Genomic DNA, 26,939 nt, shown 5'->3' on the forward strand with positions numbered 1-26,939 from the left:
CTGCGCGTCAGCCGGCGATCGCCTTGGCCCAGCCGCCGGCCAGGATCTCCTTGGCCTTGGCGGTCTGCTCCTGGCTCGGGAACTTCGGGGTGCCGGTGACGGCGGGCAGGGCGGCGGCAGCGGCCTTGTCGAGGGTGCCGTCGGCCTCCATGACGGGCATCAGCACGGGCCGGGCGTGGCCGCCCAGCCACAGGTTCTGGCCCTCGGCGCTGTACAGGTACTCCTGCCACAGGCGGGCGGCCGCCGGGTGCGGGGCGTCCTTGTTGACGGCCTGGGAGTAGTACTGGGCGAACTGGCCGTCGGCGGGGACGGCGACCTTCCAGTCGATGCCCTTGGGCTTGAACTGCTCGGCGTAACCGGCGTTCAGGTAGTCCCAGTCGATGCTGATGGGCGTCTCGCCCTTCTCGACGGTGGCCGGGGTGGACTCGACGGGGTTGTAGTTCCCGTTCTTCTTGAGCTTGCCGAAGAAGTCGAGGCCGGGCTGGATGTCGTCGAAGGAGCCACCGCTCGCGAGGGAGGCGGCGTAGACGCCGGCGAAGGCGGAGCCGGACTTGGTGGGGTTGCCGTTGAGGGCGACCTGGCCCTTGTACTCGGGCTTCAGGAGGTCCGCGAAGGTCTGCGGGCAGACCTTGACGCGCTTGGCGTCGCAGCCGATGGAGACGTAGCCGCCGTAGTCGTTGGCCCAGCGGCCCTGCGGGTCGCGCTGGCCTTCGGGGATCTTGTCGAAGCCGGCGACCTTGTACGCGGCGAGGAGGTTCTCGGCGGTCGCGGACTGGGCGAAGGCCGCGCCCAGGTCGAGGACGTCCGGGGCGCGGTCCTGACCCTTGCGGGACTTGACCGCGTTGATCTCGTCCTGGCTGGAACCGTCCGGGTTCTCCACCTTGACCTGGATCCCGTACTTCTTGGTGAAGCCGTCGATCAGGGCGCCGTAGTTCGCCCAGTCGCGGGGCAGCGCGATGGCGTTGAGGGCGCCTTCCTTCTTCGCTGCGGCGACCAGGGCGTCCATGCCGCCGAAGTCGGCGGCGGAGGCGGCGGTGGCGGCGTTCTTGCCGTTCGCCGTGGTCGCGGCCGCCTTGTCGGGGGCGGCGCCGCAGGCGGAGAGGGCCAGGGCGCTGAGGGCGAGACCGGCGGCGAGCGCGACGGTCCGGGTGTGCGCGGTGATCACGTGGAGGCTCCAAGTTGTATGGACAACTGAGCCCATTACCGGAGTCCCGGATGTCGCCCCGGTGAATGGCAGGCGGCATCCGGACAGCGAGTGGCGGTCGTTTCCGGCCACTGACGACGCCGGTGACCGGAAGCGATCGCCGGCGGAGTCAGTTCGTCAGTCGCGAAGCCCGCCGGACGGTGTCGGCGAGCCCGCGCACGTCCGCGTCCTCCGTCCGGGCCGCCGCCTCGGAGGCGCGGTCGGCGAGCCGGTCGAGCGGAACGGCGCCGGGTACGGGCTCCCAGCCGCCCCCGCGCTCGCGCAGGGCCGAGGCGAAGTAGGCGGCCACGGCCGTGACCTGGAAGCGCGGGTCGGCCTCGGTCCAGGAGCGGCCCGTCAGCGCGGCCGCCTCCACGGAGGCCGATTCCTCGTGCGGGGCCCGGGTGGCGGGGTCGAGCCAGCGGACGGTGGCCGTCGCGATGTGCCCGGCCGCCCCGGGGCGCGTACGGACCGCGTACAGGGCGGTGACGCTGTGGCCGGGGCCGACCTCGCCGCCGTCCACCGCGTCGTCGCGGAAGTCCTCGTCGGCGACGCGCCGGTTCTCGTACCCGATCAGCCGGAACTTCTCCACGGTCTGCGGATCGAAGGCCACCTGGGCCTTGGCGTCGCGGGCCCGCAGGTCTATCTGGGCGGGCAGGTCGTCGAGGAACACCTTCCGCGCCTGTTCGGCATCGGAGACGTAGACGGTGTGCCCGTCGCCCCGGTCGGCGAGGGTCTCCATCAGCGCGTCGCCGTAATCACTGCCCACGCCCACACCGAACAGGGTGATGCCCTTGTCCTTGCGCGCCGTCTCGACCCGTTCGAGGATCCCGTCCGCCGAGGTGTCACCGGAGTTGGCGAGGCCGTCCGAGAGGACCACGACCCGGTTGGTGGCGCCCTCGCGCAGGCCCTTGACCGCCTCCTCGTAGCCGCGGGTCACCCCGGCCTCGACGTTGGTGGAGCTGTCGGGCCGCAGGGAGGAGACGACCTCGTGGATGTGCTCCCGGTGACCGCCGAGGCGGGTCATCGGAATCCGGGTCCTGGCCTTGCCGCTGAAGGTCACCAGGGCGATCGAGTCGTCGTCGCGGAGCCGGTCGGTCATCAGCTCCATGGAGGTGCGGACCAGGTCCAGGCGCCCCGGCTCCTCCATCGATCCGGAGACGTCGACGACGAAGGTGAGGGCGGCGGGCTTGCGGACCGCGTCCGCGGCGGGGGCCCCGGTGGTGAGCCCGACCCGCATCAGCGACCAGTTCCCGTCGTCGGTCCGGGCCCCGTCGACGGCCACGGAGAAGCCGTTGCCCTCCGGGCGGCGGTAGTCCTGGCGGAAGCTGTTGACGAACTCCTCGGGCCGCACGGTCCGCGGATCCGGCAGCCGGCCCGCACCGATCGTGCGGCGGGCGAAGCCGTAACTGGCGGTGTCCACGTCCAGGGCGAAGGTGGACAGGTAGTCGGCGGGCGGAGCGCTGCGCTTCGCTCCGTCGCTCTCCCCCTCCGACTCCCCCTGGCCGGCGGTCCGGCCGCCGCCGTCGGGGGCGGCGTAGCGGGTCCCCGATCCGTTCCTGCTCGAGCCGTTCGCACCTCCGGCCGCGCTGCAGCCGGTCAGCAGGATGCCGCCCACCGCGAGCGCGGCGACCGCCCTCGTGTACGTCCTCGCGCGAAGTCTCATGCGGTGCTCCTCCGTTGGCCGTGCGCCGACTGTCCGTTGGGCGTTCCCGGTACTGGTGAATGTGACGTCCCGGCGGGCCTTCCGGACGAGTCGGAGGCGTTGCGAATGCGTCTCGAAGCGACAACGGCAGGCGGAACATCAAGGTCTGGGCTCGATACGGCCACGATGACCTCACGGCGGACAACCCCGGCCCGACCGGGAGCCGATTTAAATGACATCCCTATGTGCGGCGCCCCGGACAACCCCGCCGGGACACCGGTATTCACCGGAGCAACACCCCGTCGCATCGAATGGAATTGACGGCCCGGAAGCTAGGGTTGACGCATGAACGGTTCGCTTACCGAGCCCCGTACCCCAGCTCCCGCCCAACCCGCGAGCTTTGTTCAGGAAGTATTACGGGGTGTCGCCCAAGTCGATTTCATGCCCCATGCGGTCACGGGCATTTTCTTCATCGGCGCCCTCGCCGCGGCGGGCTGGGAGTTCGCCCTCTACGGGCTGCTCGGCAGCGTGGTCGGAACCGCCACCGCCTACGCCTTCGGAATCGACCGCACCCTCGTCTCGGCCGGCCTGCGCGGTTTCAACGGAACACTCGTCGCATTGTCGTTCGCCGTCTTTCTCGGCGCCCGGCATCTCTCGACGGTGCTGCTGGCCATCGGCGGGTGCATCACGGTCGTCGTGATCACCTCGGCGCTCGCGACCATTCTCGGCACCTGGGACATCCCGACCTTCACAATGCCGTTCTGCATCATGGCGAGCGTCATGACGGTCGCGGCGCCCAATTTCTCCCGGGTATGGCACGGCGGTCCCGATCTCGCCGCACTCCCCAAACCGGCCGTGGACACGACCGCATTGGACTGGGAACAGCTCTGGCACGGTTTCTTCGCCAATTTCGGCCAGATCTTCTTCATGCCGCAGTGGTACGTCGGCCTCGTCTTCCTCGCCGGAATCACCGTCGCGAGCCGGGTCGCCGCGGCGATGGCCTGCGTGGGCAGCGCCGTGGCCCTCTTCGTCGCCTGGGCCATGGGTTCGCCCGCCAAGGGCGTCTCCGAGGGCCTGATGGGTTACAACAGCGTCCTCGTCGCCATGGCCCTGTGCGGGGTGTTCCTCGTGACCGGCGGCTGGAGCTTCGGCTACGCGGTGCTCGGCGCCGCCGCCGCGACCGGCCTGACGACCGCCATGGCCGCGTTCTTCGCCCCCTTCGGCGGCCACACCTTCACCTGGCCGTTCGTCCTGACCTCGCTGGTGTTCGTCGCGGCGGTACCGGCGATCCCCCGGCTGCGCCGCACCTGAACTCCCCCAGCCCACCCGCCCGAAAGTGAGTGACCGATGAATCTCGCTCCCCGTGAGATGGACAAGCTCTGGATCTACGTCGTCGCCGATCTCGCCCGCAAGCGGCGCGACCGGGGCGTCAAGCTCAACTACAGCGAGGCCTGCGCCCTGATCAGCGAGGGCATCCTGGAGGGCGCCCGGGACGGCAAGACCGTCGCGGAGTGCATGGAACTCGGCAAGCAGGTCGTCGCGGCGGGCGACGTCATGGCCGGGGTCCGGGAGATGCTGCCGCTGCTCCAGGTCGAAGCCGCCTTCGCCGACGGCACCAAGCTGGTCTCCTGTCACGACCCCGTCGGGGCCTGAGGGTGACCACGGTCGTGGACGCGGCCGAACAGAGCGGTCACGACGGCCAGGCGCCGCCCGCCGCCGTGGTCCTGGGCGCGGGGCACGAGGGCGGGGCCGCCATCGGCGGGGTGGCCGCCGGGCGGCCGCTGGCCGAGGCGGTCCGCGCGGCGCTCGCCGCCTCTCCCGGCCCGGTGTGCGTGGTTCCCATGACCCTGGGGCGGGACCCGCGGCTGATCGCCGACTGCGCCCGCGCCCTGCGCTGGCTCGGGCGCGGCGAGGGCCGGGACCGCCTGGCGCTGGCGCCGCCGTTCGCCACCGTCGACCACCTCACCGCGTGGCTGCGCACGGCCGCGCTGAGGGCGGTGCGGTCGGCTCCGCAGACCTCGGCGGTGCTGATCACGGCGCCCGCCGCGGGCCCGTTCGAGGACGCCGACCTCTTCCGGGTGGCCCGGCTGGTGCGGCAGTACGGCGCGCACCGCTGGGTCGAGGTCGCCTTCGACGGGGGCGACCCGGACCTCGCCGAGGGCGTGGAGCGGTGCCGCCGCCTCGGGGCCCGCCATGTCGCCCTGCTCCGCGCGGCGTTCGGGCCCCTGGACGACGTACGGGGCGTGCCCGCGGGCGTGCTCGACACCGGGCCGCTGCTGACCGAAGCCGCCATCGCCGAGGTGCTGCGGTCCCGGGTCGCGCACGCCCTGCACCGCCTGGCCCACGGGGACGACGGCACGGGCGCCGGGCTGGACGCGGAACACGGGCACGGCTACGCGCATGCGCACGGCCCGGACGGCGGCCACGACCACGCGCACCCGCGCGCGCACCCGCACGACCCCGACCACTCCCCCCACTGAAGGGAACCACCACCATGTCCGGTGGCGCCACCTACCTCTACGGCGAAGGCACCGTGGAGATCAACGCAGGCCGCCGCAAGGCCACGGTCTCTGTGTCCAACACCGGCGACCGCGCCGTCCAGGTCGGTTCGCACTACCACTTCTTCGAGGCCAACCGGGCCCTGGACTTCGACCGCAACGCCGCCTACGGCATGCACCTGGACCTCCCCGCGGGCACCGCGGTGCGCTTCGAGCCCGGTGACACCCGCGAGGTCCACCTGACCGCGTTCGGCGGCCACGGCCGCCTCATCGGCTTCAGCTCGCTCGTCGACGGCGGGCTCGGCTCCACCGACACCCGCAACCGCGCGCTGCGCCGGGCCGTCGAACTCGGCTTCCTGGGCGCCCGCATCGAGGAACCCGGACGGCCCGGCGCCGCCGCGGCCTCCGGCGACGAGGACGGGCACGAGGGGCCCGGCGGCGACGGTCACGGCGGCGACGGCGACGGCCACGGCCACGGCGGCGACGGCCACAAGAAGAAGAACAAGAGCCACAGCCACAAGAAGGGCGAGAACTGATGGCCGTCCTGAGCCGCAAGCAGTACACCGACCTGTTCGGGCCGACCATCGGGGACCGCTTCCACCTGGCGGACACCAATCTGGTCGTCGAGGTCGAGAAGGACCACAACGAGGGGCACTACGGCGACGAGGCCGTTTACGGCGGTGGCAAGGGCATCCGCGACGGCATGGCCCAGGACCCGCAGGCCACCAGCCTGCAGGGCGCCCTCGACCTCGTGATCACCAACGTGGTCGTGATGGACGCGGTGCTCGGCGTGGTCAAGGGCGACCTCGGCGTCAAGGACGGGATGATCGCCGGCCTGGGCAAGGCGGGCAATCCGCACACCCAGTCCGGGGTGCACCCCAAGCTGGTCATCGGCCCCGGCACCGAGGTGATCTCCGGCGAGCACCTGATCGCCACGGCGGGCGGGATCGACACCCACATCCACTTCATCGCCCCGCAGCAGGCCGAACACGGGCTCTCCAACGGCATCACCACCCTCATCGGCGGGGGCACCGGCCCCTCCGACGGCACCAACGGCACCACCTGCACCCCCGGCCCCTGGAACATCGGGCGGATGTACCAGGCCGTCGAGGACCTCCCGGTCAACGTGGGCCTGCTGGGCAAGGGCAACGGCTCGCTGCCGGACGCGCTGATCGAGCAGGTCGAGGCGGGCGTCTGCGGGCTGAAGGTGCACGAGGACTGGGGCACCACACCGGCCGCGCTGAGCAAGGCCCTCGACGTCGCGGACGACTACGACGTCCAGGTCGCGGTGCACACCGACACCCTCAACGAGTCCGGTTTCTTCGAGGACACCCGCTCCGCCATCGACGGGCGCACCATCCACACCTTCCACACCGAGGGCGCGGGCGGCGGGCACGCCCCGGACATCATGCGGATCGCGGGCGAACCCAACGTCCTGCCCTCCTCCACCAACCCGACGCTTCCCTACACCGTCAACTCGGTGGACGAGCTGCTCGACATGGTGATGGTCTGCCACCACCTCTCGCACGACATCCCCGAGGACGTCTCCTTCGCCGATTCCCGCGTGCGGGCCGAGACGATCGCGGCGGAGACCGTCCTGCACGACGAGGGCGTCATCTCGATCTTCTCCTCGGACTCCCAGGCCATGGGCCGGATCGGCGAGTCCTGGACCCGCGCGTTCCAGACCGCGCACCACTGCAAGGACCAGCGCGGCAAGCTGGCCGGGGACACCGAGCGGAACGACAACTTCCGGGTCATGCGCTACCTGGCGAAGATGACGATCAACCCGGCCATCGCCACCGGCACCGCCGAGCACATCGGCTCGCTGGAGACGGGCAAGCTCGCCGACATCGTGCTGTGGCCGATGCACTCCTTCGCCGCGAAGCCGAAGATGGTCATCAAGGGCGGCCTGATCAACTGGGCACTGATGGGCGATCCGAACGCCTCGCTGCCGACCCCGCAGCCGGTCTACTACCGGCCGATGTTCGGGGCGTACGGCAGGGCGAAGCAGGCCACCCGGGTCTCCTTCATGTCGCAGGCCGCGATCGCGCTCGGCGTGCCGGAGCGGCTGGGGCTGGACAGCAGGGTGCTGCCGGTGCGCCACTGCCGGACCATCGGCAAGCAGCACATGCTCCACAACGACGCGCTGCCCGAGATCACCGTGGACCCGGAGACCTACAAGGTCACCCTGGACGGGGTGCCCGCCACCATCGAACCGGCCCGCGAACTGCCTCTGAACCACCTGTTCTACCTGGCATGAGCACCCCGCGCGGTACGAGCGCCACGGCCGACGGCGGTATCGGCTCCGCCGCCCTGCTGGTCAGCCTCCAGCTGACCGACTCCTCCTTCCCCAGCGGCTTCTACACGCTCTCGCACGGCCTGGAGGGATACGCCCAGGCCAAGGCCGTGACCCCCGAGGGCGTGCCGGAGCTGCTGGCCGACCTGCTGCGGCATTCGGTGGGGCCCTCCGACGCCACCGCGCTGGCGCTGGCCCACCGGGCCGCGGCCGCGGGCGACTGGGCGGGGCTCGGCGAGATCGACCGCAGGCTGTACGCGGCCAAGCTGAACGAGGGACTGCGGCGCGCGGCCACCCGGACCGGACGCCAGCTGCTGGACATCGCCCGCGAGTGTGTGGGCGGCGCGCCCTTGGAGCGGTATGCGGAGCTGGTCGCCGCCCAACGGGCGCCCGGGACGCAGGCCGTGGCCGCCGGGGTCGCGTACGCGGCGGCGGCCGTCCCGGCGCGGGCGGCCGTGGTCAGCGACCTGTTCGCGTTCTCGGCGAGCTTCACCGGGGCCGCGCTGCGGCTGCGGCTCACGGACCACCGCCGGGCCCAGGTCGTGCTCCGCGCCACCGCTCCCGTCATCGAGGAGGTGGCGGAAGCGGCCCTGCGGCGCGAGCTCGCCGACCTCGGCGGGTGCGTCCCCCTGGCCGACGTGATGTCGGCCCGGCACGAGCGGGCCGAGGCCCGCCTGTTCGCCACCTGATCACTCCCCCTCCTCCTACTGCTCCTACTGCGAGAGGCAAGAACAGCCCATGAGAGACGACCACGTCCTGCGGGTCGGTATCGGCGGTCCCGTCGGCTCCGGCAAGACCGCGCTGATCGAGGCGCTGGTGCCGGTGCTGATCGCCCGCGGTCACCGGCCCGCCGTGATCACCAACGACATCTACACCCAGGAGGACGCCCACCACGTCCGCCGCACCCTCGCGGGGGTGCTGGACCCCGAGCGGGTGGTCGGCGTGGAGACCGGAGCCTGTCCGCACACGGCGGTGCGCGACGACCCGACCATGAATCTGGCCGCGGGCGCCGAGATGCTGGAGCGCTTCCCCGATGTGGACACGCTGCTGTACGAGTCGGGCGGGGACAATCTCACGCTGACCTTCAGCCCGGTGCTGGTGGACCTGTTCCTGTTCGTGCTGGACACCGCCGAGGGCGAGAAGATGCCCCGCAAGCGGGGGCCCGGCATCACCGAGTCCGACCTGCTGGTCATCAACAAGATCGACATCGCCCAGTACGTCCGCGCCGACCTGGGGGTGATGGAGCGCGACGCCCACCACGTGCGCGAGGGGCGCCCGGTGGTGCTCACGAACTGCCTGACCGGATACGGCCTGGAGGAGATCGCGACCTTCGTCGAGTCCTTCCGCCGGGTACCGGCGTGAGCATCGTGGCCGTCCCGCCGACCGCCGTCCCCGCCCCTGTTCCCCCTCCTGGCCCTGGCCCTGGCCCCGCACCGCACCGGGCGACGCCCGCCCGGTCCCCCGGGCGGCTGGAGCCCGCGCACTACGAACCCCCGCGCGTCCCTCCGGAGGTGCGCCGCCACTCCGCCGTCCCCGACACCCTCGGGGTCGGCCGCCCCGGCAAGGTGGGCCTGCTGGAGCTCGGCTTCGAGCGGCGCGGGGGCCGCACCGAGCTGGTGCGGCACTACCAGAAGTCCCCGCTCCAGATCATGCGGCCGCTGTACTTCGACCCGCACCGCCCGGATCTGCCGGTGACCTTCCTGATGTCCACCGGCGGCGGCGTCATCCAGGCCGACCGGCTGCGCCAGGACCTGGTGTTCGGGCCCGGCACCGCGGCCCACGTCACGACCCAGGCCGCGACCAAGGTCTACCGGATGGAGCACGACTACGCGGTCGCGCAGACGCTCCTGACCGCCCGAGCGGGCGCGTACGTCGAGTACCTGCCCGATCCGGTGATCCCCTACGTCGAGTCCCGCTTCTACCAGCGCACCGTCATCACCGCCGACCCCTCCGCCACCGTGCTCGCCAGTGAGACCGTGCTGGCCGGGCGGCTCGCGCGCGGTGAGCGCCACGCGTACGCCGTCTTCGCCTCCGACTTCGAGGTGCGGCGCCCCGACGGCGGCCTGGTCGCGCTGGACACCGTACGGCTGGAGCCCGGTGGCGGCGGGGTCACCGGACCGGCCGTGCTGGGCGGGCACGGCGTGATGGCGGCCTTCTTCGTCGTGACCCCGCTGGCCCCGGCCCGCGAGGTGGCCGACCTGCTGCACGCGACCCTGGCGGACTGCGGGCTGCCGCACGGGGTCAGTGTGCTGCCGCAGGAGTGCGGGGCCTGGGTCCGGGTGCTGGGCGAGCGCGGCCAGGAGGTCTCGCGGGCCCTGTCCGCCGCGTGGAACGCCGTACGCCTGCGGCTCATCGGCAGCCCGGCGCCCGACCTCCGCAAGACCTGACCGCGCACGACCCGACCCGACCCCACCTGCCCAACCGAAGGATCCGCCCCCCATGCCTCCTGGCTACGACACGGGTAACACCGCCTGGATGATGGCGAGCACCGCGATGGTGCTGCTGATGACCCCCGGCCTCGCCTTCTTCTACGGCGGCATGGTCAAGACCAAACACGTCCTGGTGATGCTCAAGATGAGCTTCGCCTGCCTGTCGCTGGTCACCATCATCTGGCTCGCGGTCGGTTACTCCCTCGCCTTCGGCAAGGACGCCGGCGCCGGCCTGATCGGCGATCTGGACCACGCCTTCTTCCGCGGCGTCGGGATGACCACCCTGCACGGCTCGATCCCGACCGTGATCTTCGCCTGCTTCCAGATGTCGTTCGCGATCATCACGGTGGCACTGATCAGCGGCTCGATCGCGGGCCGGGCCACCATGAGGGGCTGGCTCGTCTTCGTCATCGCCTGGACCCTGATCGTGTACGTGCCCACCGCCCACTGGGTGTTCGCGCCGGACGGGTGGATCGCCGCGTCGCTCGGCGCCCTCGACTACGCGGGCGGCCTGCCGGTGGAGCTCAGCTCGGGCGCCTCGGGCCTCGCGGTGGCCATCGTGCTGCGGGGGCGCCGGGACTTCGAGCGCGATCCGATCCGGCCGCACAACCTGCCGCTCGTGGTGATCGGGCTGGCCCTGCTGTGGTTCGGCTGGTTCGGCTTCAACGCCGGATCGGCCCTCCAGGTCGAGGGCAGCGCGCCGGTCACCTTCCTCAACACCCAGCTCGCGGCCGCCGGAGCGATGATCGGCTGGCCGGTCATCGAGAAGTGGCGGCTCGGGCACGTCGAGATGCTGGGCGTGGCCTCGGCGGCCGTCGCGGGCATGGTCGCGATCACCCCGGCCTGCGGTGAGGTCTCCCCGGTCGGCGCCCTGATCATCGGTTTCGCCGCCGGTGTGGTCTGCTGCTTCGCCATCAACATGAAGTACAAGATCGGCGTGGACGACACCCTCGACGTGGTCGGCGTGCACGGCTGGGGCGGCATCGTCGGGGTGCTGTCCATCGGGTTCTTCGCGACCGCCGCGATGAGCGGCAGGAAGGGCCTCTTCTACGGGGGCGGGCTCGACCAGCTGTGGCGCCAGGCCCTCGCCGTCCTGGCCGTCGGCACTTTCTCCTTCACGATGACCTGCATCATCGCGCGGATCATCGACAGGACGGTCGGTTTCCGCACCTCCGAGGAGTACGAGAACGTCCCCGGGCGCGAGGAGGAGGTCGCCTACGACTCCGAGACGCTGGAGCAGATCCGCGACCGGATGGGCGAGCGGGGCGAGGAGCCCGGCCGGGCCCCCGCCCGGTCCCGGACCGGGGTCGGAGCCGGGCCCGGGCCCAGGCTCGGCGAGGCGGCCGACGGGCGGTCGGCCGACCCGGCCGCGCAGGACGCCGCACTGCTGGCCGAGGTCCTCTCGGTCCTGGAACGACGGGAGCGGGACAAGTGACGACGATCGGGGACTCGGGCAACGCCTCGTGGCTGATGACGGCCACGGCCCTGGTGCTGCTGATGGCGCCCGGACTGGCGTTCTTCTACGGCGGGATGGTCCGCACCGGCCAGATCATCGCCATGCTCAAGATGTGCTTCTTCTGCGTGGTGATCGTCACCGTGCTGTGGTTCGCGGTCGGTTACTCGCTGGCGTTCGGGCCGGACGCGGGCGGCCTCGGGATGATCGGCACCCTCGACCACGCCTTCCTGCGCGGGGTCCGCATCGACTCCCTGACCGGTGACGTGCCGACGGTGACCTTCGTGGTCTTCCACATGTCCTTCGCCATCGTCACGGTGGCCCTGATCAGCGGCTCCATCGCGGGCCGGGCCTCGATGAACGGCTGGATCGCCTTCGTCTGCGCCTGGACCCTGCTGGTCTACATCCCCATGGCGCACTGGGTGTTCGACCCGCGGGGGTGGGTGGCCGAGCAGCTCGGCGCCGTCGACTTCTCCGGCGGTACGGTCGTCGAGATCGGCTCCGGGGCCGCGGGCCTCGCGCTCGCGATCGTCGCGGGCAAGCGCGCCGACTTCGAGCGCCAGGGCATCCGTCCGCACAACCTGCCGCTCGTCGTCATCGGTCTGTCGCTGCTGTGGTTCGGCTGGTTCGGCTTCAACACCGGTTCCTCCCTGGGCACTCCGGGCGGGGCCGCGATGGCCTTCCTGAACAGCCAGCTCGCGGCGGGTGCCGCGATGGCCGGCTGGGCCGTCACCAGCTGGTGGCGGACCCGGCAGGTGGGGCTGCTGGACATGTGCATGGGCGCGGTCACGGGTCTGGTCGCCATGACCCCGCTGGCCGGTGGCGTCACCCCGGTGTGGGCCACCGTCACCGGCTTCCTCGCGGGGCTGACCTGTGCGGTCGCGATCAGCTGGAAGTACCGCCTCGGCGTGGACGACACCCTCGACGTGGTCGGCATCCACGGGTGGGGCGGCATCGTCGGCATGGTCATGGCCGGCCTCACCGCGACCGGCGCGCTCACCGGGAAGAAGGGCCTGTTCTACGGCGGTTCCTGGGAGCTGCTCGGCCGGCAGCTCACCGCAGTGGTGGTCCTCGGGCTCTTCGCCTTCGTCATGACCGCGCTCATCGGCAAGGCCATCGGGGCGACCATCGGGCTGCGCCGGCCCGGCGGGATGATCGAGCACGAGCAGGCCTACGCCGAGGTGCTGTCCGACCACCTGAAGCAGCTCGCGGCGGACGACACCGCGCCGCCGCCGCGGGAGGAGCCGGAGAGCGCCTCGGAGCTGGTGGCGCGGCTCCGGGAGGTCCTGATGACGGGCCGGCCGGACCAGTGATGCGCGCCGGTCCCTCTCCGCGGCGGCGCGGCGGTCAGTTGGCCGGGACGGTGTCCTCGAAGGACGTGCCCGCCGCGCGGTAGGCGTTGACCTCGGCGGTGACCTGGGCCGGGGTCAGCAGCTGGTCCTTGACGTGCACCGGTGAACTGACGGCCCGGGGCGGCTGGTTCACGGTTGCCGCGCGGTTCACGGTCACTCCGGCCCGCGCAGCGGGTTCGGCAGCGGGACGTAGCGGGCGGCGGCGCCGTCGGCTCGGGTCCAGCGCAGCAGCAGGTTCGTCTTGCCCGGCAGCGTCGGCGCGCTCAGCAGGGCCCGGACCTCGGGGAGGCCGTGGGTCTCGTCGTAGCGGCGGAACTCCGCCCGGGCGGCGGGCCACAGCTCCCCGGCGACGCCCGGATGGCGGTCGGCGAGGGTCGCGGCGATCTCGCTGAGGTGGTTGACGACCAGGCAGTACACCAGCCGCTGCCAGCCCTCCTCCCGGCCCGTCTCCGGCAGGAGTTTGACGCCCTCCGCGTCCCGGAAGAGGGCCTGCACCGGGGTGCCGGAGCGGTCGACCGCGATCAGGGTGTTCTGGAGGTGAGCCTCCAGGACGACTCCGTGGCGCGCGAAGACCTCCAGCGCCGGGGGCACCACCTGGCGCAGGTACGCGCGCCACCAGCCGGCCGGATCGGCCGTCCGCTCCAGCGGCCCCGGCTCGGAGCCCTCGGCGAGGGCGGCGGCCAGCAGCGGGGTGGCGCCCGGCAGCAGGTGCTCCCGCAGCCCGTCGCGGACCATGACGGCCAGCTCCTCGAAGGCGAAGGCCGCCGTGCGGTAGCCCCGGTCGGCCGTCCAGGCGGCCGTGGTCCCGGAGCGCGCGCGGACCGCCGCGAAGGCGGCGCTGACGGCCGCGTCGGTACGGCGCAGCTTCAGCAGGTCGTGCCGCCACAGCCGGCGCACGTCGTTGGTGATGCGGACGTCGAGGCTGAACTTGGCGAAGAGGTCGGCCGCCGGCCCGGGCAGGTACACGGTCCGCAGCGAGGCCGTCGGATGACCGGGACGGGCGCCGTCGCCCAGCCGCAGCAGCCGCCCGTCGGCGAAGGCGGCCCGCAGCTCCGGGCTCGCGCCGGTCAGCTCCAGCTGCCAGGGGTGCGCCGGCAGCAGCACGTAGCCCGGGGGGACGGGCGGCGCCCCGGCGGCGTCGGCGAGCGCCTCGAACAGCCGGGCCGCGGGCGCGCCGCCCTCCTCGAGCAGCTGGTCCGCGCGCAGCCCGAGGAAGGCGAGCGGGAACCGGGCGTGCGCCTCGGGGGCGTAGGGCAGCCAGGACCGGGCCGGAGCCCCGCCGCGGGCCTTGGGCGCGGGGTGGTGGGGGTGCCCCATCAGCAGCGACTGCTCGGAGCGCACGTACGGATCGTCCGCCGCCGTCGCCCGCGCGCGGGCGGCGAGCAGCGCGCCGATCGCGGCGCGGCTGTCGGCGATCTCGGCGGGCAGCTCGTCGTTCGGGACGCCCGTGTACCGGCGCAGCTCGTCGGCGGTGAGTTTGACCAGGTCGGTGTGGCTCAGCGGGTGCCAGCCGTCGGCCGCCCGCAGCTCGGGCCCGGTGGGGCGGCGCCCGGCGCGCACGCGCAGCAGCCGCCCGCTGCCGCGCAGCCGGTAGGCGCCGTCCTCGTCCGGGTCGGGGTCGGCGGCCTCGCGCAGCAGGCAGTTCAGGAGCGGCGCCGCGGCGTACTCGTCGGCGGTGACGGCGGGGGCGGCGGGCGGCGCGGCGGCGGTGAATTCCAAGGGTCCACGGACTTCCCTCTAGGTCCGGCAGTGATCTTCAGTATCGACGATCCGAGCGGCCGCGGGGGCGTTCGGGTGATGATGGCCCCGGCAACCCGACGACCGGACACGTTCCCGTGACGTGAGGGAACGCGAGCGAAGGAGTACCGCCCTGTACCCCAGTGGCCATGCCCCCGGATCCGCCGCCGAGGACGCCGTCGCCGCCCGGCTGGACGACGTACGGCCGGGGCTCGGCCCCGTCTACGCGGCGACGCTGCGCGGGGCGCGGGCGGCCGTCCTGACCCGGCTCTGGCGGGCCCTCGCCCACGAACCGCTGCCGTGGGTGGTGCGGCGCGAGGTGTCCGGCGACGCGCTGACCGTGCTGCTCGCCGACGGCGCCCGGCTGCGCGGGCCGCTCCCCGACCCGTACGCGACCGTCGCCTACGTCCGCGAGCTGGACCTCGACGGCAGGACACACCACCGGGCAGCGGACCTGATGGCGGCGCTCCGGGTGCCGCACGGCGCCGCCTTCGCGGCTGAGCTGGACGGCAGTACGGCCTCCCTCGCGCTCTCCCGGGCCGGTCAGCGGGCCCACCGGGGCGAGGGGCCCCCGGTCGCGGTGTGGGAGTGGGAGCAGCGGGTGGTGGACGGGCACCCCTACCACCCCAACTGCCGCTACCGCCCCGGTTTCTCCGTGGCCGAGGAGCTGGCGTACGCCCCCGAGCACCGGCCGGTCGTGACGCTGGGCCTGCGGGCCGTACGGGCGGACGCGAGCCTGGTCACGGGCGGATGGCCCGCCGCGCTGCGGGACGGGGAGCGCGTGCTGATCCCGGTGCACCCGTGGCAGGAGGAGCACGTGCCCGGGCTCCCCGGGGCGGCGGTGCGGGACCTGCCGGGGATCGCGGCGCATCCGCTGATGGCGCTGCGCTCGCTGGCCCCGGTCGCGGGCGGTCCGCTGGACGGCTTCGCCCCGGCGGGCGCCGCCCCGCAGCTGAAGACCGCGCTGAGCACCCGGCTGACCTCGTCCGTGCGGGACATCTCGGCGTATTCGATCGAGACGGCGGCGGCGGTGTCGGCCTTCGCCGACGCGCTGGCCGCCCGGCTCGACGGGCGGCTGCACGTCACCCGGACCCTGGGCGCGGTCACCGCGCACAGCCCAGACCTGGCGGCCGTGCTGCGCGAGCCGCCGGAGCGGTACGCCGACACCGGCGCGGGCGAACGGGTCGTGCCGGTGGGGGCCCTCGTGGGCACCCTGAGGGCACGCTCACCCGCGTGGCGGGCCGCCTTCGCGCGGCTCGCGCTGTCGGTGTGCCTGCGGGTGCTCGACCTCGGCGTGGCCCTGGAGGCGCACGGTCAGAACCTGCTGGTGGTCCTCTCGGCCGACGGGGAGCCGCTGCGGCTGGTCTACCGGGACCTCGCGGACATCCGGATCAGCCCGGCCCGGCTGGCCGCGCACGGGATCCCGGCGCCGCCCCTGGCGGGCCGGCTGGTCACGGACGACGAGAGCGTGCTGCGCCGCAAGCTGTTGGGTTCGCTGGTGACCGGGGCACTGGCGTCGCTGGCGGGCTCGGCCCGCTCGCTCGCCGCGGACCTGGCCGCCGCCACCCCGGCGCTCGAGCGCACCCCGGACACGGCGGCGCTGCTGTCCGGGCCGCTGCCGACGAAGGCGCTCACCCTGATGCGGCTGAGCCCGGAGACCCCGGGCGACCTGTGGACCACCCTCGGCCATCCGTCGGAGTGCTCGGGGCTCGTCCCGCGACCCTGAGCCGGGAACCTCCGGCGGGCCGCGCGGGCGGTCCGCGGGCGCCGGGAAGTGGGCCGTTCGGGGGGAGCCGGGCCGGTGAGCGGCCCTGTCCCCCGGGCGATCGGGGGCGGCGATGGCACTAGTGGGACATGAGCCTCGATCGCCGTCACGTCCTCGCCGGTGCCGCCGCGGCCGTCCTCGCCTCCGTCGGCGCGACCCGGCCACCGGGAATCCGGGCCGGGCGGCGCGCCGCGGATTTCGAGGCGCTCGCCCGGGACCTGGACGGGCGGGTGGTGCTGCCCGGCCGGCCGGACTACGCCGAGGCGCGCCGGCTCTTCCAGCCGCGCTACGACGCGATCGCTCCCGGCGCGGTCGCCTACCCCGCGCATCCGGGGGACGTCGCGACCTGCGTGGCCTTCGCCCGCCGGTCGGCGGTGGCCGTGGTCCCGCGCGGCGGCGGGCACAGCTACGCGGGCTATTCGACGGGCCCCGGCCTGGTCATCGACGTCGGCGCGCTGGCGGGTGTCGAGACCGGGACCGGGGGCGCCAGGGTGGGCGCCGGAGCCCGGCTCGGTGACGTGAACGCGCGCCTGGCGGAGCGGGGCGTGGCCGTGCCCACCGGGCTGTGTCCCTCCGTCGGGATCGCGGGGCTGACCCTCGGCGGTGGTCTCGGGGTCACCAGCCGGGCCTTCGGGACGACCAGCGACCAGCTCACCGGGATCCAGGTCGTCACCCCTGACGCGGTCGTGCGCGAGGTGGACGCGCGGGCGGACCCGGACCTGTTCTGGGCGCTGCGCGGGGGCGGCGGCGGGAACTTCGGGGTGGTCACCGAGTTCCGGTTCCGCACCCGTCCGGCCGGTGACTGCGCCCTCGCCGAACTGCACTGGTCGTGGGCGGACTCCGCCGCGTTGCTGCGCGGCTGGCAGCGGTGGCTGGGCGCGCTGGCGGACCCGTTCTGGAGCCAGGTGGAGTTCGTGGCCGAGCCCGGTACGGCTCCGGGGCCCGCGGCGGTGCGGGTGCTGTGCCTCGACGGGCGCCGGGCGCTGGAGGAGCAGGTGTCGCGGCTGGCGGACGCGGTCGGGATCCGGCCCCGCGACAGCCATGTGGAGGTGCTGGGCTACGGCGAGACGATGCGGACGATGTCCGGCTGCCGGGACGAGACGCCGGCCGGCTGCCGGCTGCCGGGCCGGCTGCCCGGGCACGATCCGCTGGGGCACCTCGGCCGGGACGACTACGCGGCCCGCTCGGACTTCTGGCCCGCGGCGGGGCTCCCCGAGGACGCGGTGGCGGCCGCGCTGGACGGCGTACGGCGCTACGCCTCGGCGGTGCCCCCGGGCGGGCGGGGCGTGGTGCAGTTCGACGGGGTGTGCGGGGGAGCCGTGGGCCGGGTGGACCCGGCGGCGACGGCCTTCGTGCACCGGGGGGCCGGTTTCCTGGCCCAGTACCTCGCGTACTGGCCCCGGGCGGCCACGCCGACGGAGGTGGGGCGGCACCAGGCCTGGCTGGACGGGCTCTGGCAGCGGCTGCGGCCGTGGGCGGGCGGGCGCGCGTACCAGAACTACACGGATCCCCGGCTCGGAAACTGGCGCGAGGCGTACTACGGGGGCAACCTCGCTCGTTTGACAGAGGTCAAGCGCGCCTACGATCCCGGCCGTCTCTTCGACTTCCCGCAGGCGGTCTAGTGCGCGCGCTCCCCGAGGTACCCCGCTTCGGATCCGGTCAACAGCGAGAAGAGGAATTCAGCATGCGGTGTGGTGCGATGCTGCGTCGGACGCTTGTCGTGGTGGCCGCGGCCTCCGTGGTGGTGGGCATCGGGCAGGTGCCCGCCGGGGCGGGGGGCTCCGGGGCGCCCGCGCGGGGCGCCCGCCCCTGGACGGCCGGCGAGGCCCAGGCCTTCTGGACTCCGGAGCGGATGGCGTCGGCCACGGTCATGGGCCGCGACTCCGCCCTCCGCGGGGTGGCCGGGCCGGGTGACGGACAGGACTTCGACGGGATCCCGGTGGTCGGCCGGCTGTTCGTGATGAAGGAGGGCGGGGCCTACTTCTGCACCGCCAGCGTGGTCGCCTCCCCGCACCACGACCTGGTGCTCGGGGCGGCGCACTGCCTGTTGGGGGCCGACACCCGGCAGGTGGCGTTCGTCCCGCACTACACGGCCAAGACCCCCCGTCCGTACGGGATGTTCCCCGTGCTGAAGGTGCATGTGGACCCGCGCTACCAGCAGCAGGGACCCGATCTCGGGGCCACCCTCGACGTGGCCTTCGCCCGGGTCGGGCCGAACAGCCAGGGCGGCGTCGTGGAGGAGCTGGTCGGCGGGAACCGTCTGATCACGGGCGACGGGTACGAGCACGACGAGGTGCGGCTGATCGGCTATCCGGCGTCGGCCGACCGGCCCCGGGTGTGCGTCAACCGGACGACCCGGTTCACCAGCAACGACCCGGCCAGCCCCGGATCGTTCCTGCGGATCGACTGCACCGGGTACCCAGGCGGCACCAGCGGCGGCCCGTTCCTGAAGAACTTCGACCGGTTCACCAACACCGGTGACGTGGTCGGGGTCATCGGCGGCTGGAAGACGGGCGGCCCCGGACCGGACACCTCCTACAGCGCCTACTTCGGCACGGACGTCAGGAACCTGTACCGGTCGGCGGTCGACGCGGCGCGATGAGCCCGTACGGGCGCCGGGTGCGCCGCGGGTTCCCGACGGTCCGCGGGGTCTGCGGCAGACCCGGCGCGATCACGGTGTCCGGCGGCGGCAGCTCCAGGCGCCGCCGCAGGTCGGCGAGGGCCGCGTGCACCGGGGCGAGGATCACCTCGGCCCGGGGGTGGACGTTGCCCAGGGCGTGCGCGGTGGTCTCGATGGCCTCGGCGGCGTCCTCGGCGGCGGTCCGGCTCCAGCCGCCGGGGAAGGCGGCGTCGTACAGATGACAGGCCGCGTCGGCGACGGCGTCGGCCCGCTCGCCGAGCCCGGGCGCCGCGACCGAGGGCAGTTCCACGCCAGTGTCCATACCGGTCTCAACGACGGCGCCCCGTCCGGGGGAACGCGCCCGAGGGGCGGCCCGGGCGGATGGTTCGCGGCGTGACGGGGCGCCGGTCCCGCAGGGCCTCCTCGAACGCGGCGGCGGGGTAGGGGGTGCGCTGGTCCCCGGAGCGCAGACGGCGCAGGAACGCGTTCAGGAGCAGCGCGGTCGGAGCCTGCCGGTCGAGGACCGCGGCCACCTCCGGCGCGACGCCGGGCGGCCGGTTCCCCGCCGTCCAGTCCCTCAGGAAGTCCAGGTGGTCGCGGTCGCCGCGCAGGGACGCGGTCAGGTGGTAGCGGAGCAGCCCGCTGCCGGTGACGAGGGCGTCGTACCCGAGGTGGCGGGCGTGGAAGGCCCGCTCGCGGGCGCTGCGGGCTCTCGGGTCATGTGGCCCCACTCCAGGAGGGGCGGAAACCGGGTGGCCCGGGGGCCGGTGTGCGTGGTGGGGTGGGGCGGGTCCGGTGGGTGACGAAGGGGGCGCGATGACGGGGTTGCCGTTCGGGGACGGGCTGCGGGCGGAGTTGGGGGCGCCGCACCGGGCAAGGCGGCTGGAGAGCAGCCCGCGTTCACGGGTGTGGCGGGTCGAACTGGACTCCGGGCCCGCCGTGGTCAAGCAGCTCGTCGCCGGGGCCGGGGCGCGCGAGCGGTACCAGCGCGAGGTGGCCGCGCTGCGGCTGGCGGGGCGGCGGGGCGCCGGGCCCGTGGTGCCCGCGCTGCTCGGAGCCGACCCGGGCGAGCGGGTCCTCGTGCTGGAGCACCTCGAGCACGGGCGGCCCGGACCCGAGTGGATCGTGGCGTACGCGGCGGCGCTGGCCCGGCTGCACGCCTGCGGCGCGGACGGCGACGCGGGCCTCGGGGGGCTGCCGGGGTGGCGGGGGCCGGGCCCGGCGGACGTCGCGGCGTTCCTCGGGTTCGCCGGGGAGCTGGGGGCCGCCGTCCCGGCCGGGGCGGAGGACCAGATGTACGCCCTGGTGGACCGGCTCGGCGCCGCTCCGGCGGACTCGCTGCTGCACGGCGATCCGTGTCCCGGCAACGACATGCACACCCCGGCGGGGATCCGGTTCGTGGACTTCGAGCAGGCCTGCCTGGGCAGCGGTCTGATGGAACTGGCGTACCTGCGGATCGGGTTCCCCACCTGCCGGTTCGTGACCGCCGCGGCCGCGCCGCTGCTGGCGCGGGCCGAGGCCGCCTACCGCGCGGTGTGGCGGGAGGAGCGGGGGCGGGAACTGCCGGACGGCCTCGCCGACGCCTGCGCGGGCTGGCTGCTGCGCGGGGACGCGCTGGTGCAGCGGGCCGAGCGCGAGAGCGTGGACCACTTGGCGCGGGCGGTGCGCCGGGACTGGAAGTGGGGCGAGGTCACGGCCCGTCGCCGGCTGGCCCACCGGCTGGAGGTCGTCGCCGCGCTGGGCGCGGAGCACCCGGAGCTGTCCGCCCTGGGCACCCTGGCGGGCGCCATCCGGGAGCGCATGCGGGAGCGCTGGCCGCGCCAGGCCCCCCTGCCGTCGGCGCGCCCGTAGCCCTCCCGACCGCACGCCGGCCGCCTCAGCCCGCCCCGCCACCCCGGACGGCACCCCAGACGGCCCGCGCCAGCACCCCGGCGTCCCGGCGCGCGTCGACGACCAGGTCGCAGGCTGCGCGCAGGGTTTCCACGTGGCGCTCGTGCGCACCGCGCCGGTGGTCGACGTAGTTGGTCAGCAGGACGTCGAGGGGGAAATCGCCGTCCAGGCACTTGCGGCGGATCTTGCGGACCAGCCGCAGGTCGGCCGGGAGGTCCACGAAGACGTCGAAGCGGGCGCAGGGCTCGCCCGGGCTGACGTGCCGGGCGAAGAGGCCCTCGACGACGACCACGCGGGCCGCCGCGAGGGCGCGGGTCGTGTCCTCCTCGAGGCGGGGCGTGTCGAGCGACCGGGGGTCTCCGGTGTCCAGGCGGAGGGTGCCCGCGGGGTCGGGGCGCCAGAGCCCGCGCTCCGGGGTGGCGGCGTAGTAGTCGTCGCCGTGCAGCACCCGGACGGGACCCCGCGGCGCGGTGGCCGCCAGGGCGGTGGCCAGGGTGGTCTTGCCCGCCCCCGCGCCTCCGGTCAGGGTCAGCAGCAGCGGCCGCCTCACGCCGCCCACTGGATCCACAGCGGCAGCAGGAGCAGGGCCGCGACCGAGCTCTTGATGACCAGGGCGGCCGAGAGGTCGACGCCGATGTCGTAGCGCTGGGCGAAGATGAAGAGGTTCTGCGGGGTGGGCATCGCGGCGATCAGGACCAGGTACTTCAGCCAGTCGCCGCCGACGCCGAACAGGCCGCCGCAGACGGCCCAGGCGAGCAGCGGGAAGCCCAGGCACTTGAAGGCGATCAGCGCGATCTCCTCGCGGGTCGTGCCCCGGACGTCGAGGCCGAGCCCGCCCAGGTGCAGGCCGAGGGCGAACAGCGCGACCGGCGAGGCGCTGTCGCCGACGAAGGCGAAGCCGTCGAGGACCACCTTGGGGACCGGCAGGGAGACCAGGTTGAGCAGAATGCCCGCGTTGCAGGCGAGCACGAGCGGGGTGGTCAGCGAGGCGCCGACCGCGCGGGCGAGCCGCTTCCCGGTGCCGACGCCGGTGGTGGCCGCGCCGTCCTCCGCGTGGCCGTCCGCGTGGCCGTCCGCGAGGTCGTCCGCGCGCCCCAGCTCCATGATGGAGATGACGACCAGGGACAGCACACAGACCTGGAACAACAGCACCGGGAAGATCGGCGCCGCGTCACCGAACACCGTGATGAAGACGGGGACCGCGAAATAGGCGGTGTTGACCTGGACGCCCGCCATGATGCGCAGGGCCACCCCGCGCGGCTCCCGCACCCCCGAGGCCCGGGCGGCCAGCCCGACCACCAGCACGGCGAGCGCGGCGGTGGCCGCGTAGCCGGACAGCGCGCGCCAGTTGAACAGGGCGCCGAGATCGCTCGCGTAGATGTTGCCGAAGAGGTAGCAGGGGACGGCGAAGAGGAACGCGTAGTCAGCGAAGGCCTTGGAGGCCTCGGCCGGCACCACCTTCCGTCTGGCCAGCACCGCCCCGCAGCCGAACGCCAGCAGCACCGGCAGCAGTTTCTCCAGCGTGGCCACCGAACCCATGTGCCCCGACCCCCGGCGCTCGCGTTGTTCCTCGTGGGCGTCGGACCGCGGCGCCCCGGTGACCCTACTCTCCTCAAGATCGCGACGGGACGGCCTACCCTGGTCGGATCATGCGAAGCGAAGAGACGTCCGGTCCCCCGCGCGGGCTGAGCGCGGTCCTGCGGACCCCGGCCAGGGCCGCGGAGCCCTTGTTCGCACAGGCCCCCAGGCGCTGGCAGCGCCGGCTGCCGTACGCGGTCGTCGCGGTGGCCCTGCTCACGCTGCTGCCGGTGACGGTCGCCGTCCTCACCAACGACTACAAGGCGGGGGGCGGCTGGGCGGGCGCGCTGGGGGTGGCCCAGACCGTGCCGCTGCTGCTGGCGCTGACCCGGCCGCTGGCCGCCTGGGCCGTCGCCCTCGCGGCGGACACCGTCGGCGCGCTCGTCCTGATCCACGCGGACGGCACCGCCGGGCAGTCCTGGCCGTGGACCCCCATGGTCATCCTCGGCTACCTGCTGCTGATGGCCTGCCTGGGGCTGCGCGAGTCGATCCGGACGCTGGTGGGGGTGTGGCTGACGACCGGGGCGGTCGGGGCGCTGCTCGGCTTCCTCGAGCCGGGCGGGGTGACGAACACGCACGCCCTGCTGTTCGTCCTGGCCGGGGTGATGCTGGTGGTCACCGGCGCGCTGCGCGGAGTGGGCGACGCGCAGCGGCGGGTCGCCGAGCAGGAGAGCATCAGCGAGGCCGAACGCGCCGGGCGCACGCTGCTGGAGGAGCGGGCCAGGATCGCCCGGGAGCTGCACGACGTGGTCGCGCACCACATGTCGGTGATCACGGTGCAGGCCGATTCGGCGCCGTACCGGCTGCCGGACATGTCCGAGGACGTACGCCAGGAGTTCGGGGCGATCGCGGCGGGCGCGCGGGAGTCGCTGAGCGAGATGCGGCGGCTGCTGGTGGTGCTGCGGGGCGACGGTCCGGACGGCGAGCGGGCGCCGCAGCCGGGGCTGGCGCGGCTGCAGCAGCTGGTGGAGGCGACCGTGCGGGCGGGCCTGCCGGTGGAGCTGTCGATGACGGCGGAGGCGGCGCGGGCGGCGGAGGCGGTGCCCGCGGTGGACCTGTCGGCGTACCGGATCGTGCAGGAGGCGCTGGCCAATGTGGTGCGGCACGCGCCGGGGGCCACGACGCGGGTGGCGGTGCGCCACGACGCGGCCGGCTCGGGCGAGGTGCTGGTGCTGGTGGTCAACGGGCGGGCCCGGAGCGCGGCGGTGGAGCTGGAGAGTTCGGGCACGGGACACGGTCTGGTCGGGATGCGCGAGCGCGTACGGTTGACGGGCGGGACGCTGGACACCGGTCCGCTTCCCGACGGCGGCTTCCGGGTCGCCGCCCGCCTGCCGTTGCACTCCCCTGCCGAGGACTCCAGTTGACCATCCGCGTGATCATCGTCGACGACCAGGCCATGGTGCGCGCGGGGTTCGCCGCGCTGCTGTCGGCGCAGGCCGACATCGACGTCGTGGGCGAGGCTCCCGACGGGCGGCGCGGCATCGAGGTGGCGCGGACCACGCACCCCGACGTGGTGCTGATGGACGTGCGGATGCCGGAGATGGACGGGCTGACGGCGGCCCGCGCGCTGCTGGGCCCCGCGCCCGGGGTGGTGCACCGGCCGAAGGTGCTGATGCTGACCACCTTCGACATCGACGACTACGTGTACGAGGCGCTCCGCGCGGGCGCCTCCGGATTCCTCCTCAAGGACGCCCCGCCCGCCGATCTGATCGCCGCGGTCCGGGTGGTGGCCTCGGGCGAGGCGCTGCTGGCGCCGTCGGTGACCCGGCGGCTGATCGCGGACTTCGTGCAGCAGCGGCCCGCGCCCCGCAAGGATCCGGCGCTGCGGCTGAACGGGCTGACCCCGCGCGAGACCGAGGTGCTGGAGCTGATCGCGCGCGGGCTGTCGAACCAGGAGATCGCCGGGCACCTGGTGCTGGCCGAGCAGACGGTCAAGACCCACATCGGACGGGTGCTGGGCAAGCTCGACCTGCGCGACCGGGCCCAGGCCGTCATCTTCGCCTACGAGGCGGGCGTGGTCCGGCCGGGCGACGGCGTCTGACCGCCGCGCCGCGCCCGCCGAAGGACGGGCCCGGCCTCTCCTCCACCCCCTACCCAGGTATGACATCGCACTTGGCTCCCTGGTGCGATGTCCGGTTCGACACCTTCTTCCTACCTTCCTCCTCGAGACGAGGAGAGGTGAAGGGGCATGCGCCGCTTGGGGAGGACGCTGGTCGCCGCCGTGCTGACGGTGACCGTGATCACGGGGACCGCCGGATGGGCGTCCGCCGATACGCAGCGGGCGGTGACCGGACCGCTCCCGGGCACCGCCGCCTGGCGGGCGGAGCCCGGCCCCGCGGCCGGTGCGGGCGTACGGCCGGTGCGGGGGCTGCCCGACCCGGAGAGCGCCGGTCCGCGCGAGGTGGCGCGGTTCTTCGCCGCCCTGGATCCGGACGAGGCGCGGGCGCTGGTACGCCGTCACCCCCTGGTCGCCGGCAATCTGGACGGGGTACCCGTAGCCCTCAGGTATCTGGCCAACCGGATCGCGATCCTGGCCTCCGGTGAGGCCCGGTACCTCTCCCTCGCCGGGGCGGGCCGGCAGATCCTCGCCTTCGACCCGCGCGGGCGCGGCCAGGTCGCCGAGGTCTTCGGCGACCTGACGCACGCGGAACACGTGGCCGTGGTCGTGCCGGGTTCCGACAACGACGCGAGTACGTACGACCGCAAGCGCGCGCCGTACAGCGGGCCGGGCGGGATGGCGAGGGCGCTGCGCGCCTCCACCGGCGACACCACCGCCGTGGTGGCCTGGACGGGCTACACCACCCCGGTCGGGGTGGGGCTGGACGCGGCCCAGGGGCATCTCGCGGAGTCCGGGGCGGCCCGGCTGACCCGGTTCCTCTCCGGGCTCGACGCGGTGGGCGCGGCGGATCCCGCGCTGTTCTGCCACAGCTACGGCTCGGTGGTGTGCGGGCTCGCCGCCCGGTACGCGGATGCCAGGGACATCGTGGTGCTCGGCTCCCCCGGCATGCGCGCGGACAATGTGGCGGGGCTGCGCACCCGGGCCCGGGTGTGGGCCGCCAAGGGCCCCTCCGACTGGATCGACGACGTACCGAACGTCGAGTTCGCCGGGCTCGGGCACGGCGCCGACCCCACGTCGGCCGGATTCGGCGCCCGCCGGGTCCCCGCCGCCGACGCCGAGGGCCACACCGGCTACTTCGTACCCGGCACCCAGTCCCTGGCGGCCTTCGCCGCGATCGCGACGGGAGCGGCCCGATGAGCACCGGCGTGATCGCTCCCGCGCTCGGTGCGCTGCGGCGGACGGCCGGGCGGATCGAGCGGGACACCCCCGCCCACCGCGACCGCGCGATCGACGCGCTGCGCGCCCTCGCGCTGCTGGCCGTCCCCACCGGGCACTGGCTGCTGGGCGGGTTCACGCTGGACGGCGCGGGCGCGCTGCACAACGCGAGCCCGCTGTCCTCCTTCGCCTCGCTCGCGCCCGCCAGTTGGGTGCTCCAGATGCTCGGCATCTTCTTCCTGGTCGGCGGCTACGCCTCGGTGCTCTCCTACCACCGCCGCAAGGGCTCCGCGGGTGCCTGGCTGCGGGGCCGGCTCGCCCGGCTGGGGCGCCCGGTGCTGGGCGTCACCGCCGTGTGGGCGGTGGCGGCCCCGCTGCTGTACACGGCGGGGGTGCCCCTGACGACCCTGCGGACCGGGGCGACGCTGGTGGTCCAGCCGCTGTGGTTCGTCGGGGTGTACGCGGCGGTGACCGCCCTGACGCCGTACTGCGTGCGCGCCGCGCGGCGGCTCGGCGGCTGGGCGGCGGCGCCGCTGCTCGCGTCCGTCGCCCTGGTGGACTTCCTGCGGTACGGGCCGTTCGCGGACGCCGTGCCGTCCTGGCTGGCGCTGGTGAACATCCTGCCGGGCTGGCTGTTCGCCTATCAGCTCGGCGTCTCGTGGGGCGAGGGCCGGATCGGGCGGCGCGGGGCCTGGCTGCTGTGCGCGGGCGGGACGGCGCTGTTCGCGGCCCTGCTGGTGGTGTTCCACTACCCGGCGTCGATGGTCGGCGTACCGGGTGCGGCCCGCACCAACTCGCACCCGCCGTCGCTGCTGGTCCTGGCGCTGGCCGCGGCGCAGTCGGGGGCGGCGATCCTGGTCCGCGACCGGCTCGCGCGGCTGCTGGCCCGCCCGGCCCTGTGGGCTCCGGTGGTCGTCGTCAACCTGTGCGCGATGACCGTCCTGTGCTGGCACCAGAGCGCGATGCTCGCGGCGGCCGTGCCCGCGGCGGCCCTGGGCGCAATCCCGGGGCTGACCACGGCCCCGGACTCGCTGCTGTGGATCGTGCAACGCCTGGCCTGGATGCCGGTGTTCGCGGCCCTGCTCGTCCTGATCGCCCGGTACACGAGGCGGTTCGAGGCCCCGTGGACCAGGACGACGGTGGCGCGGCGCACGGCGGCGGGGCTGCTGTCGGCGGGGTTCGCCGTCTTCGCCCTCGGTCTCGCGTAGCCCTGCCCGCG

At 74.1% G+C, this 26,939-nt stretch carries 26 protein-coding genes; 18 read left to right on the forward strand and 8 right to left on the reverse strand.

Annotation, left to right across the window (positions count from 1 at the left end; translation table 11 throughout):
* Window positions 1–7 precede the first annotated feature (7 nt).
* Both ABT084_RS07280 and ABT084_RS07285 read right to left on the reverse strand, forming a co-directional pair.
* Window positions 8–1,165, reverse strand: a complete 1,158-nt coding sequence (locus tag ABT084_RS07280; protein WP_351038992.1) for an ABC transporter substrate-binding protein — start codon at window positions 1,163–1,165, stop codon at window positions 8–10.
* A gap of 148 nt (window positions 1,166–1,313) precedes the next feature.
* Complete coding sequence (locus ABT084_RS07285; RefSeq protein WP_351038994.1) at window positions 1,314–2,849, reverse strand: vWA domain-containing protein; 1,536 nt, start codon at window positions 2,847–2,849, stop codon at window positions 1,314–1,316.
* Window positions 2,850–3,173: 324 nt separating this feature from the next.
* Between ABT084_RS07285 and ABT084_RS07290 the strand changes: the two genes are divergently transcribed.
* The 10 genes from ABT084_RS07290 to ABT084_RS07335 all read left to right on the forward strand — a co-directional run bounded on the left by ABT084_RS07290 (window position 3,174) and on the right by ABT084_RS07335 (window position 12,817).
* The gene (locus ABT084_RS07290; RefSeq protein ID WP_351038996.1) at window positions 3,174–4,139 is read left to right on the forward strand and encodes an urea transporter; all 966 of its coding nucleotides are present in this window, start codon (window positions 3,174–3,176) and stop codon (window positions 4,137–4,139) included.
* A gap of 36 nt (window positions 4,140–4,175) precedes the next feature.
* The gene (locus tag ABT084_RS07295; RefSeq protein ID WP_351038998.1) at window positions 4,176–4,481 is read left to right on the forward strand and encodes an urease subunit gamma; all 306 of its coding nucleotides are present in this window, start codon (window positions 4,176–4,178) and stop codon (window positions 4,479–4,481) included.
* A 2-nt stretch (window positions 4,482–4,483) separates the two neighbouring features.
* A complete protein-coding gene (locus tag ABT084_RS07300; RefSeq protein WP_351038999.1) occupies window positions 4,484–5,308 on the forward strand; it encodes a sirohydrochlorin chelatase in 825 nt (274 codons plus the stop codon).
* Between the two features lie 14 nt (window positions 5,309–5,322).
* Window positions 5,323–5,862 (forward strand): urease subunit beta, encoded by a 540-nt coding sequence (locus ABT084_RS07305; RefSeq protein WP_351039001.1) that lies wholly within the window; start codon window positions 5,323–5,325, stop codon window positions 5,860–5,862.
* Window positions 5,862–7,586 carry an urease subunit alpha gene (gene ureC, locus ABT084_RS07310; protein WP_351039003.1) on the forward strand — a complete coding sequence of 575 codons (1,725 nt, stop codon included), beginning with the start codon at window positions 5,862–5,864 and terminating at the stop codon, window positions 7,584–7,586. Before ABT084_RS07305 ends, ureC begins: the two co-directional genes overlap by 1 nt.
* A complete protein-coding gene (locus ABT084_RS07315) occupies window positions 7,583–8,311 on the forward strand; it encodes an urease accessory protein UreF (RefSeq protein WP_351039006.1) in 729 nt (242 codons plus the stop codon). The genes ureC and ABT084_RS07315 overlap by 4 nt, the downstream gene beginning before the upstream one ends.
* 49 nt (window positions 8,312–8,360) lie before the next feature.
* Window positions 8,361–8,984, forward strand: a complete 624-nt coding sequence (gene ureG, locus ABT084_RS07320) for an urease accessory protein UreG (RefSeq protein WP_351039008.1) — start codon at window positions 8,361–8,363, stop codon at window positions 8,982–8,984.
* Between the two features lie 107 nt (window positions 8,985–9,091).
* The gene (locus ABT084_RS07325; protein ID WP_502968860.1) at window positions 9,092–10,009 is read left to right on the forward strand and encodes an urease accessory protein UreD; all 918 of its coding nucleotides are present in this window, start codon (window positions 9,092–9,094) and stop codon (window positions 10,007–10,009) included.
* Window positions 10,010–10,061: 52 nt separating this feature from the next.
* Window positions 10,062–11,486, forward strand: a complete 1,425-nt coding sequence (locus ABT084_RS07330; protein ID WP_351039013.1) for an ammonium transporter — start codon at window positions 10,062–10,064, stop codon at window positions 11,484–11,486.
* Window positions 11,483–12,817: an ammonium transporter gene (locus tag ABT084_RS07335; protein WP_351039016.1), complete on the forward strand. Its 1,335-nt coding sequence runs from the start codon at window positions 11,483–11,485 to the stop codon at window positions 12,815–12,817. Before ABT084_RS07330 ends, ABT084_RS07335 begins: the two co-directional genes overlap by 4 nt.
* Before the next feature lie 34 nt (window positions 12,818–12,851).
* Here ABT084_RS07335 and ABT084_RS07340 read toward each other — a convergent pair whose 3' ends face one another.
* Window positions 12,852–13,007, reverse strand: coding sequence for a hypothetical protein (locus ABT084_RS07340; RefSeq protein ID WP_351039019.1), 156 nt, complete (start codon window positions 13,005–13,007; stop codon window positions 12,852–12,854).
* 2 nt (window positions 13,008–13,009) lie between these two features.
* Complete coding sequence (locus ABT084_RS07345; protein ID WP_351039021.1) at window positions 13,010–14,575, reverse strand: IucA/IucC family protein; 1,566 nt, start codon at window positions 14,573–14,575, stop codon at window positions 13,010–13,012.
* A 121-nt stretch (window positions 14,576–14,696) separates the two neighbouring features.
* Between ABT084_RS07345 and ABT084_RS07350 the strand changes: the two genes are divergently transcribed.
* The 3 genes from ABT084_RS07350 to ABT084_RS07360 all read left to right on the forward strand — a co-directional run bounded on the left by ABT084_RS07350 (window position 14,697) and on the right by ABT084_RS07360 (window position 18,960).
* A complete protein-coding gene (locus ABT084_RS07350; protein WP_502968857.1) occupies window positions 14,697–16,319 on the forward strand; it encodes an IucA/IucC family protein in 1,623 nt (540 codons plus the stop codon).
* A 128-nt stretch (window positions 16,320–16,447) separates the two neighbouring features.
* Window positions 16,448–17,980 carry an FAD-binding oxidoreductase gene (locus ABT084_RS07355; RefSeq protein ID WP_351039023.1) on the forward strand — a complete coding sequence of 511 codons (1,533 nt, stop codon included), beginning with the start codon at window positions 16,448–16,450 and terminating at the stop codon, window positions 17,978–17,980.
* A gap of 77 nt (window positions 17,981–18,057) precedes the next feature.
* Window positions 18,058–18,960, forward strand: a complete 903-nt coding sequence (locus ABT084_RS07360) for a S1 family serine peptidase (RefSeq protein ID WP_351039026.1) — start codon at window positions 18,058–18,060, stop codon at window positions 18,958–18,960.
* On the opposite strand, the gene ABT084_RS07365 is transcribed toward ABT084_RS07360, so the two are convergent.
* Together ABT084_RS07365 and ABT084_RS07370 are read right to left on the reverse strand one after the other, a co-directional pair.
* Complete coding sequence (locus ABT084_RS07365; protein WP_351039029.1) at window positions 18,920–19,300, reverse strand: hypothetical protein; 381 nt, start codon at window positions 19,298–19,300, stop codon at window positions 18,920–18,922. The genes ABT084_RS07360 and ABT084_RS07365 overlap by 41 nt on opposite strands.
* A gap of 7 nt (window positions 19,301–19,307) precedes the next feature.
* A complete protein-coding gene (locus ABT084_RS07370; protein ID WP_351039031.1) occupies window positions 19,308–19,709 on the reverse strand; it encodes a hypothetical protein in 402 nt (133 codons plus the stop codon).
* 85 nt (window positions 19,710–19,794) lie between these two features.
* Here ABT084_RS07370 and ABT084_RS07375 point away from each other — a divergent pair, with 85 nt between their 5' ends.
* Window positions 19,795–20,829 carry a phosphotransferase family protein gene (locus ABT084_RS07375; protein WP_351039034.1) on the forward strand — a complete coding sequence of 345 codons (1,035 nt, stop codon included), beginning with the start codon at window positions 19,795–19,797 and terminating at the stop codon, window positions 20,827–20,829.
* 25 nt (window positions 20,830–20,854) lie between these two features.
* Here the strand turns inward: ABT084_RS07375 and ABT084_RS07380 are convergent, their stop codons facing one another.
* Complete coding sequence (locus ABT084_RS07380) at window positions 20,855–21,418, reverse strand: hypothetical protein (RefSeq protein WP_351039037.1); 564 nt, start codon at window positions 21,416–21,418, stop codon at window positions 20,855–20,857.
* A complete protein-coding gene (locus ABT084_RS07385; RefSeq protein WP_351039040.1) occupies window positions 21,415–22,407 on the reverse strand; it encodes an AEC family transporter in 993 nt (330 codons plus the stop codon). Before ABT084_RS07385 ends, ABT084_RS07380 begins: the two co-directional genes overlap by 4 nt.
* 110 nt (window positions 22,408–22,517) lie before the next feature.
* Between ABT084_RS07385 and ABT084_RS07390 the strand changes: the two genes are divergently transcribed.
* The 4 genes from ABT084_RS07390 to ABT084_RS07405 all read left to right on the forward strand — a co-directional run bounded on the left by ABT084_RS07390 (window position 22,518) and on the right by ABT084_RS07405 (window position 26,928).
* Complete coding sequence (locus ABT084_RS07390) at window positions 22,518–23,810, forward strand: sensor histidine kinase (RefSeq protein WP_351039043.1); 1,293 nt, start codon at window positions 22,518–22,520, stop codon at window positions 23,808–23,810.
* On the forward strand, window positions 23,807–24,487 hold the full coding sequence (locus tag ABT084_RS07395) for a response regulator (protein ID WP_351039045.1): 681 nt from the start codon (window positions 23,807–23,809) through the stop codon (window positions 24,485–24,487). Before ABT084_RS07390 ends, ABT084_RS07395 begins: the two co-directional genes overlap by 4 nt.
* Window positions 24,488–24,634: 147 nt before the next feature.
* On the forward strand, window positions 24,635–25,702 hold the full coding sequence (locus ABT084_RS07400; RefSeq protein WP_351039047.1) for an alpha/beta hydrolase: 1,068 nt from the start codon (window positions 24,635–24,637) through the stop codon (window positions 25,700–25,702).
* Window positions 25,699–26,928 (forward strand): acyltransferase family protein, encoded by a 1,230-nt coding sequence (locus tag ABT084_RS07405; protein ID WP_351039050.1) that lies wholly within the window; start codon window positions 25,699–25,701, stop codon window positions 26,926–26,928. The genes ABT084_RS07400 and ABT084_RS07405 overlap by 4 nt, the downstream gene beginning before the upstream one ends.
* Window positions 26,929–26,939 lie beyond the last annotated feature (11 nt).

Source organism: Streptomyces sp. NPDC002138 (assembly GCF_040296485.1).
Classification (GTDB): Bacteria; Actinomycetota; Actinomycetes; order Streptomycetales; family Streptomycetaceae; genus Streptomyces.

Excerpts from the sequence above, each read along its gene's own strand:
- ABT084_RS07375 (WP_351039034.1), top strand. The coding sequence starts at position 19,795 with ATGACGGGGTTGCCGTTCGGGGACGGGCTGCGGGCGGAGTTGGGGGCG.
- ABT084_RS07355 (WP_351039023.1), top strand. The coding sequence starts at position 16,448 with ATGAGCCTCGATCGCCGTCACGTCCTCGCCGGTGCCGCCGCGGCCGTC.
- ABT084_RS07385 (WP_351039040.1), bottom strand. The coding sequence starts at position 22,407 with ATGGGTTCGGTGGCCACGCTGGAGAAACTGCTGCCGGTGCTGCTGGCG.
- ABT084_RS07400 (WP_351039047.1), top strand. The coding sequence starts at position 24,635 with ATGCGCCGCTTGGGGAGGACGCTGGTCGCCGCCGTGCTGACGGTGACC.
- ABT084_RS07390 (WP_351039043.1), top strand. The coding sequence starts at position 22,518 with ATGCGAAGCGAAGAGACGTCCGGTCCCCCGCGCGGGCTGAGCGCGGTC.
- ABT084_RS07405 (WP_351039050.1), top strand. The coding sequence starts at position 25,699 with ATGAGCACCGGCGTGATCGCTCCCGCGCTCGGTGCGCTGCGGCGGACG.
- ABT084_RS07365 (WP_351039029.1), bottom strand. The coding sequence starts at position 19,300 with ATGGACACTGGCGTGGAACTGCCCTCGGTCGCGGCGCCCGGGCTCGGC.
- ABT084_RS07330 (WP_351039013.1), top strand. The coding sequence starts at position 10,062 with ATGCCTCCTGGCTACGACACGGGTAACACCGCCTGGATGATGGCGAGC.
- ABT084_RS07315 (WP_351039006.1), top strand. The coding sequence starts at position 7,583 with ATGAGCACCCCGCGCGGTACGAGCGCCACGGCCGACGGCGGTATCGGC.
- ABT084_RS07360 (WP_351039026.1), top strand. The coding sequence starts at position 18,058 with ATGCTGCGTCGGACGCTTGTCGTGGTGGCCGCGGCCTCCGTGGTGGTG.
- ureC (WP_351039003.1), top strand. The coding sequence starts at position 5,862 with ATGGCCGTCCTGAGCCGCAAGCAGTACACCGACCTGTTCGGGCCGACC.
- ABT084_RS07285 (WP_351038994.1), bottom strand. The coding sequence starts at position 2,849 with ATGAGACTTCGCGCGAGGACGTACACGAGGGCGGTCGCCGCGCTCGCG.
- ABT084_RS07305 (WP_351039001.1), top strand. The coding sequence starts at position 5,323 with ATGTCCGGTGGCGCCACCTACCTCTACGGCGAAGGCACCGTGGAGATC.
- ABT084_RS07295 (WP_351038998.1), top strand. The coding sequence starts at position 4,176 with ATGAATCTCGCTCCCCGTGAGATGGACAAGCTCTGGATCTACGTCGTC.
- ABT084_RS07290 (WP_351038996.1), top strand. The coding sequence starts at position 3,174 with ATGAACGGTTCGCTTACCGAGCCCCGTACCCCAGCTCCCGCCCAACCC.
- ureG (WP_351039008.1), top strand. The coding sequence starts at position 8,361 with ATGAGAGACGACCACGTCCTGCGGGTCGGTATCGGCGGTCCCGTCGGC.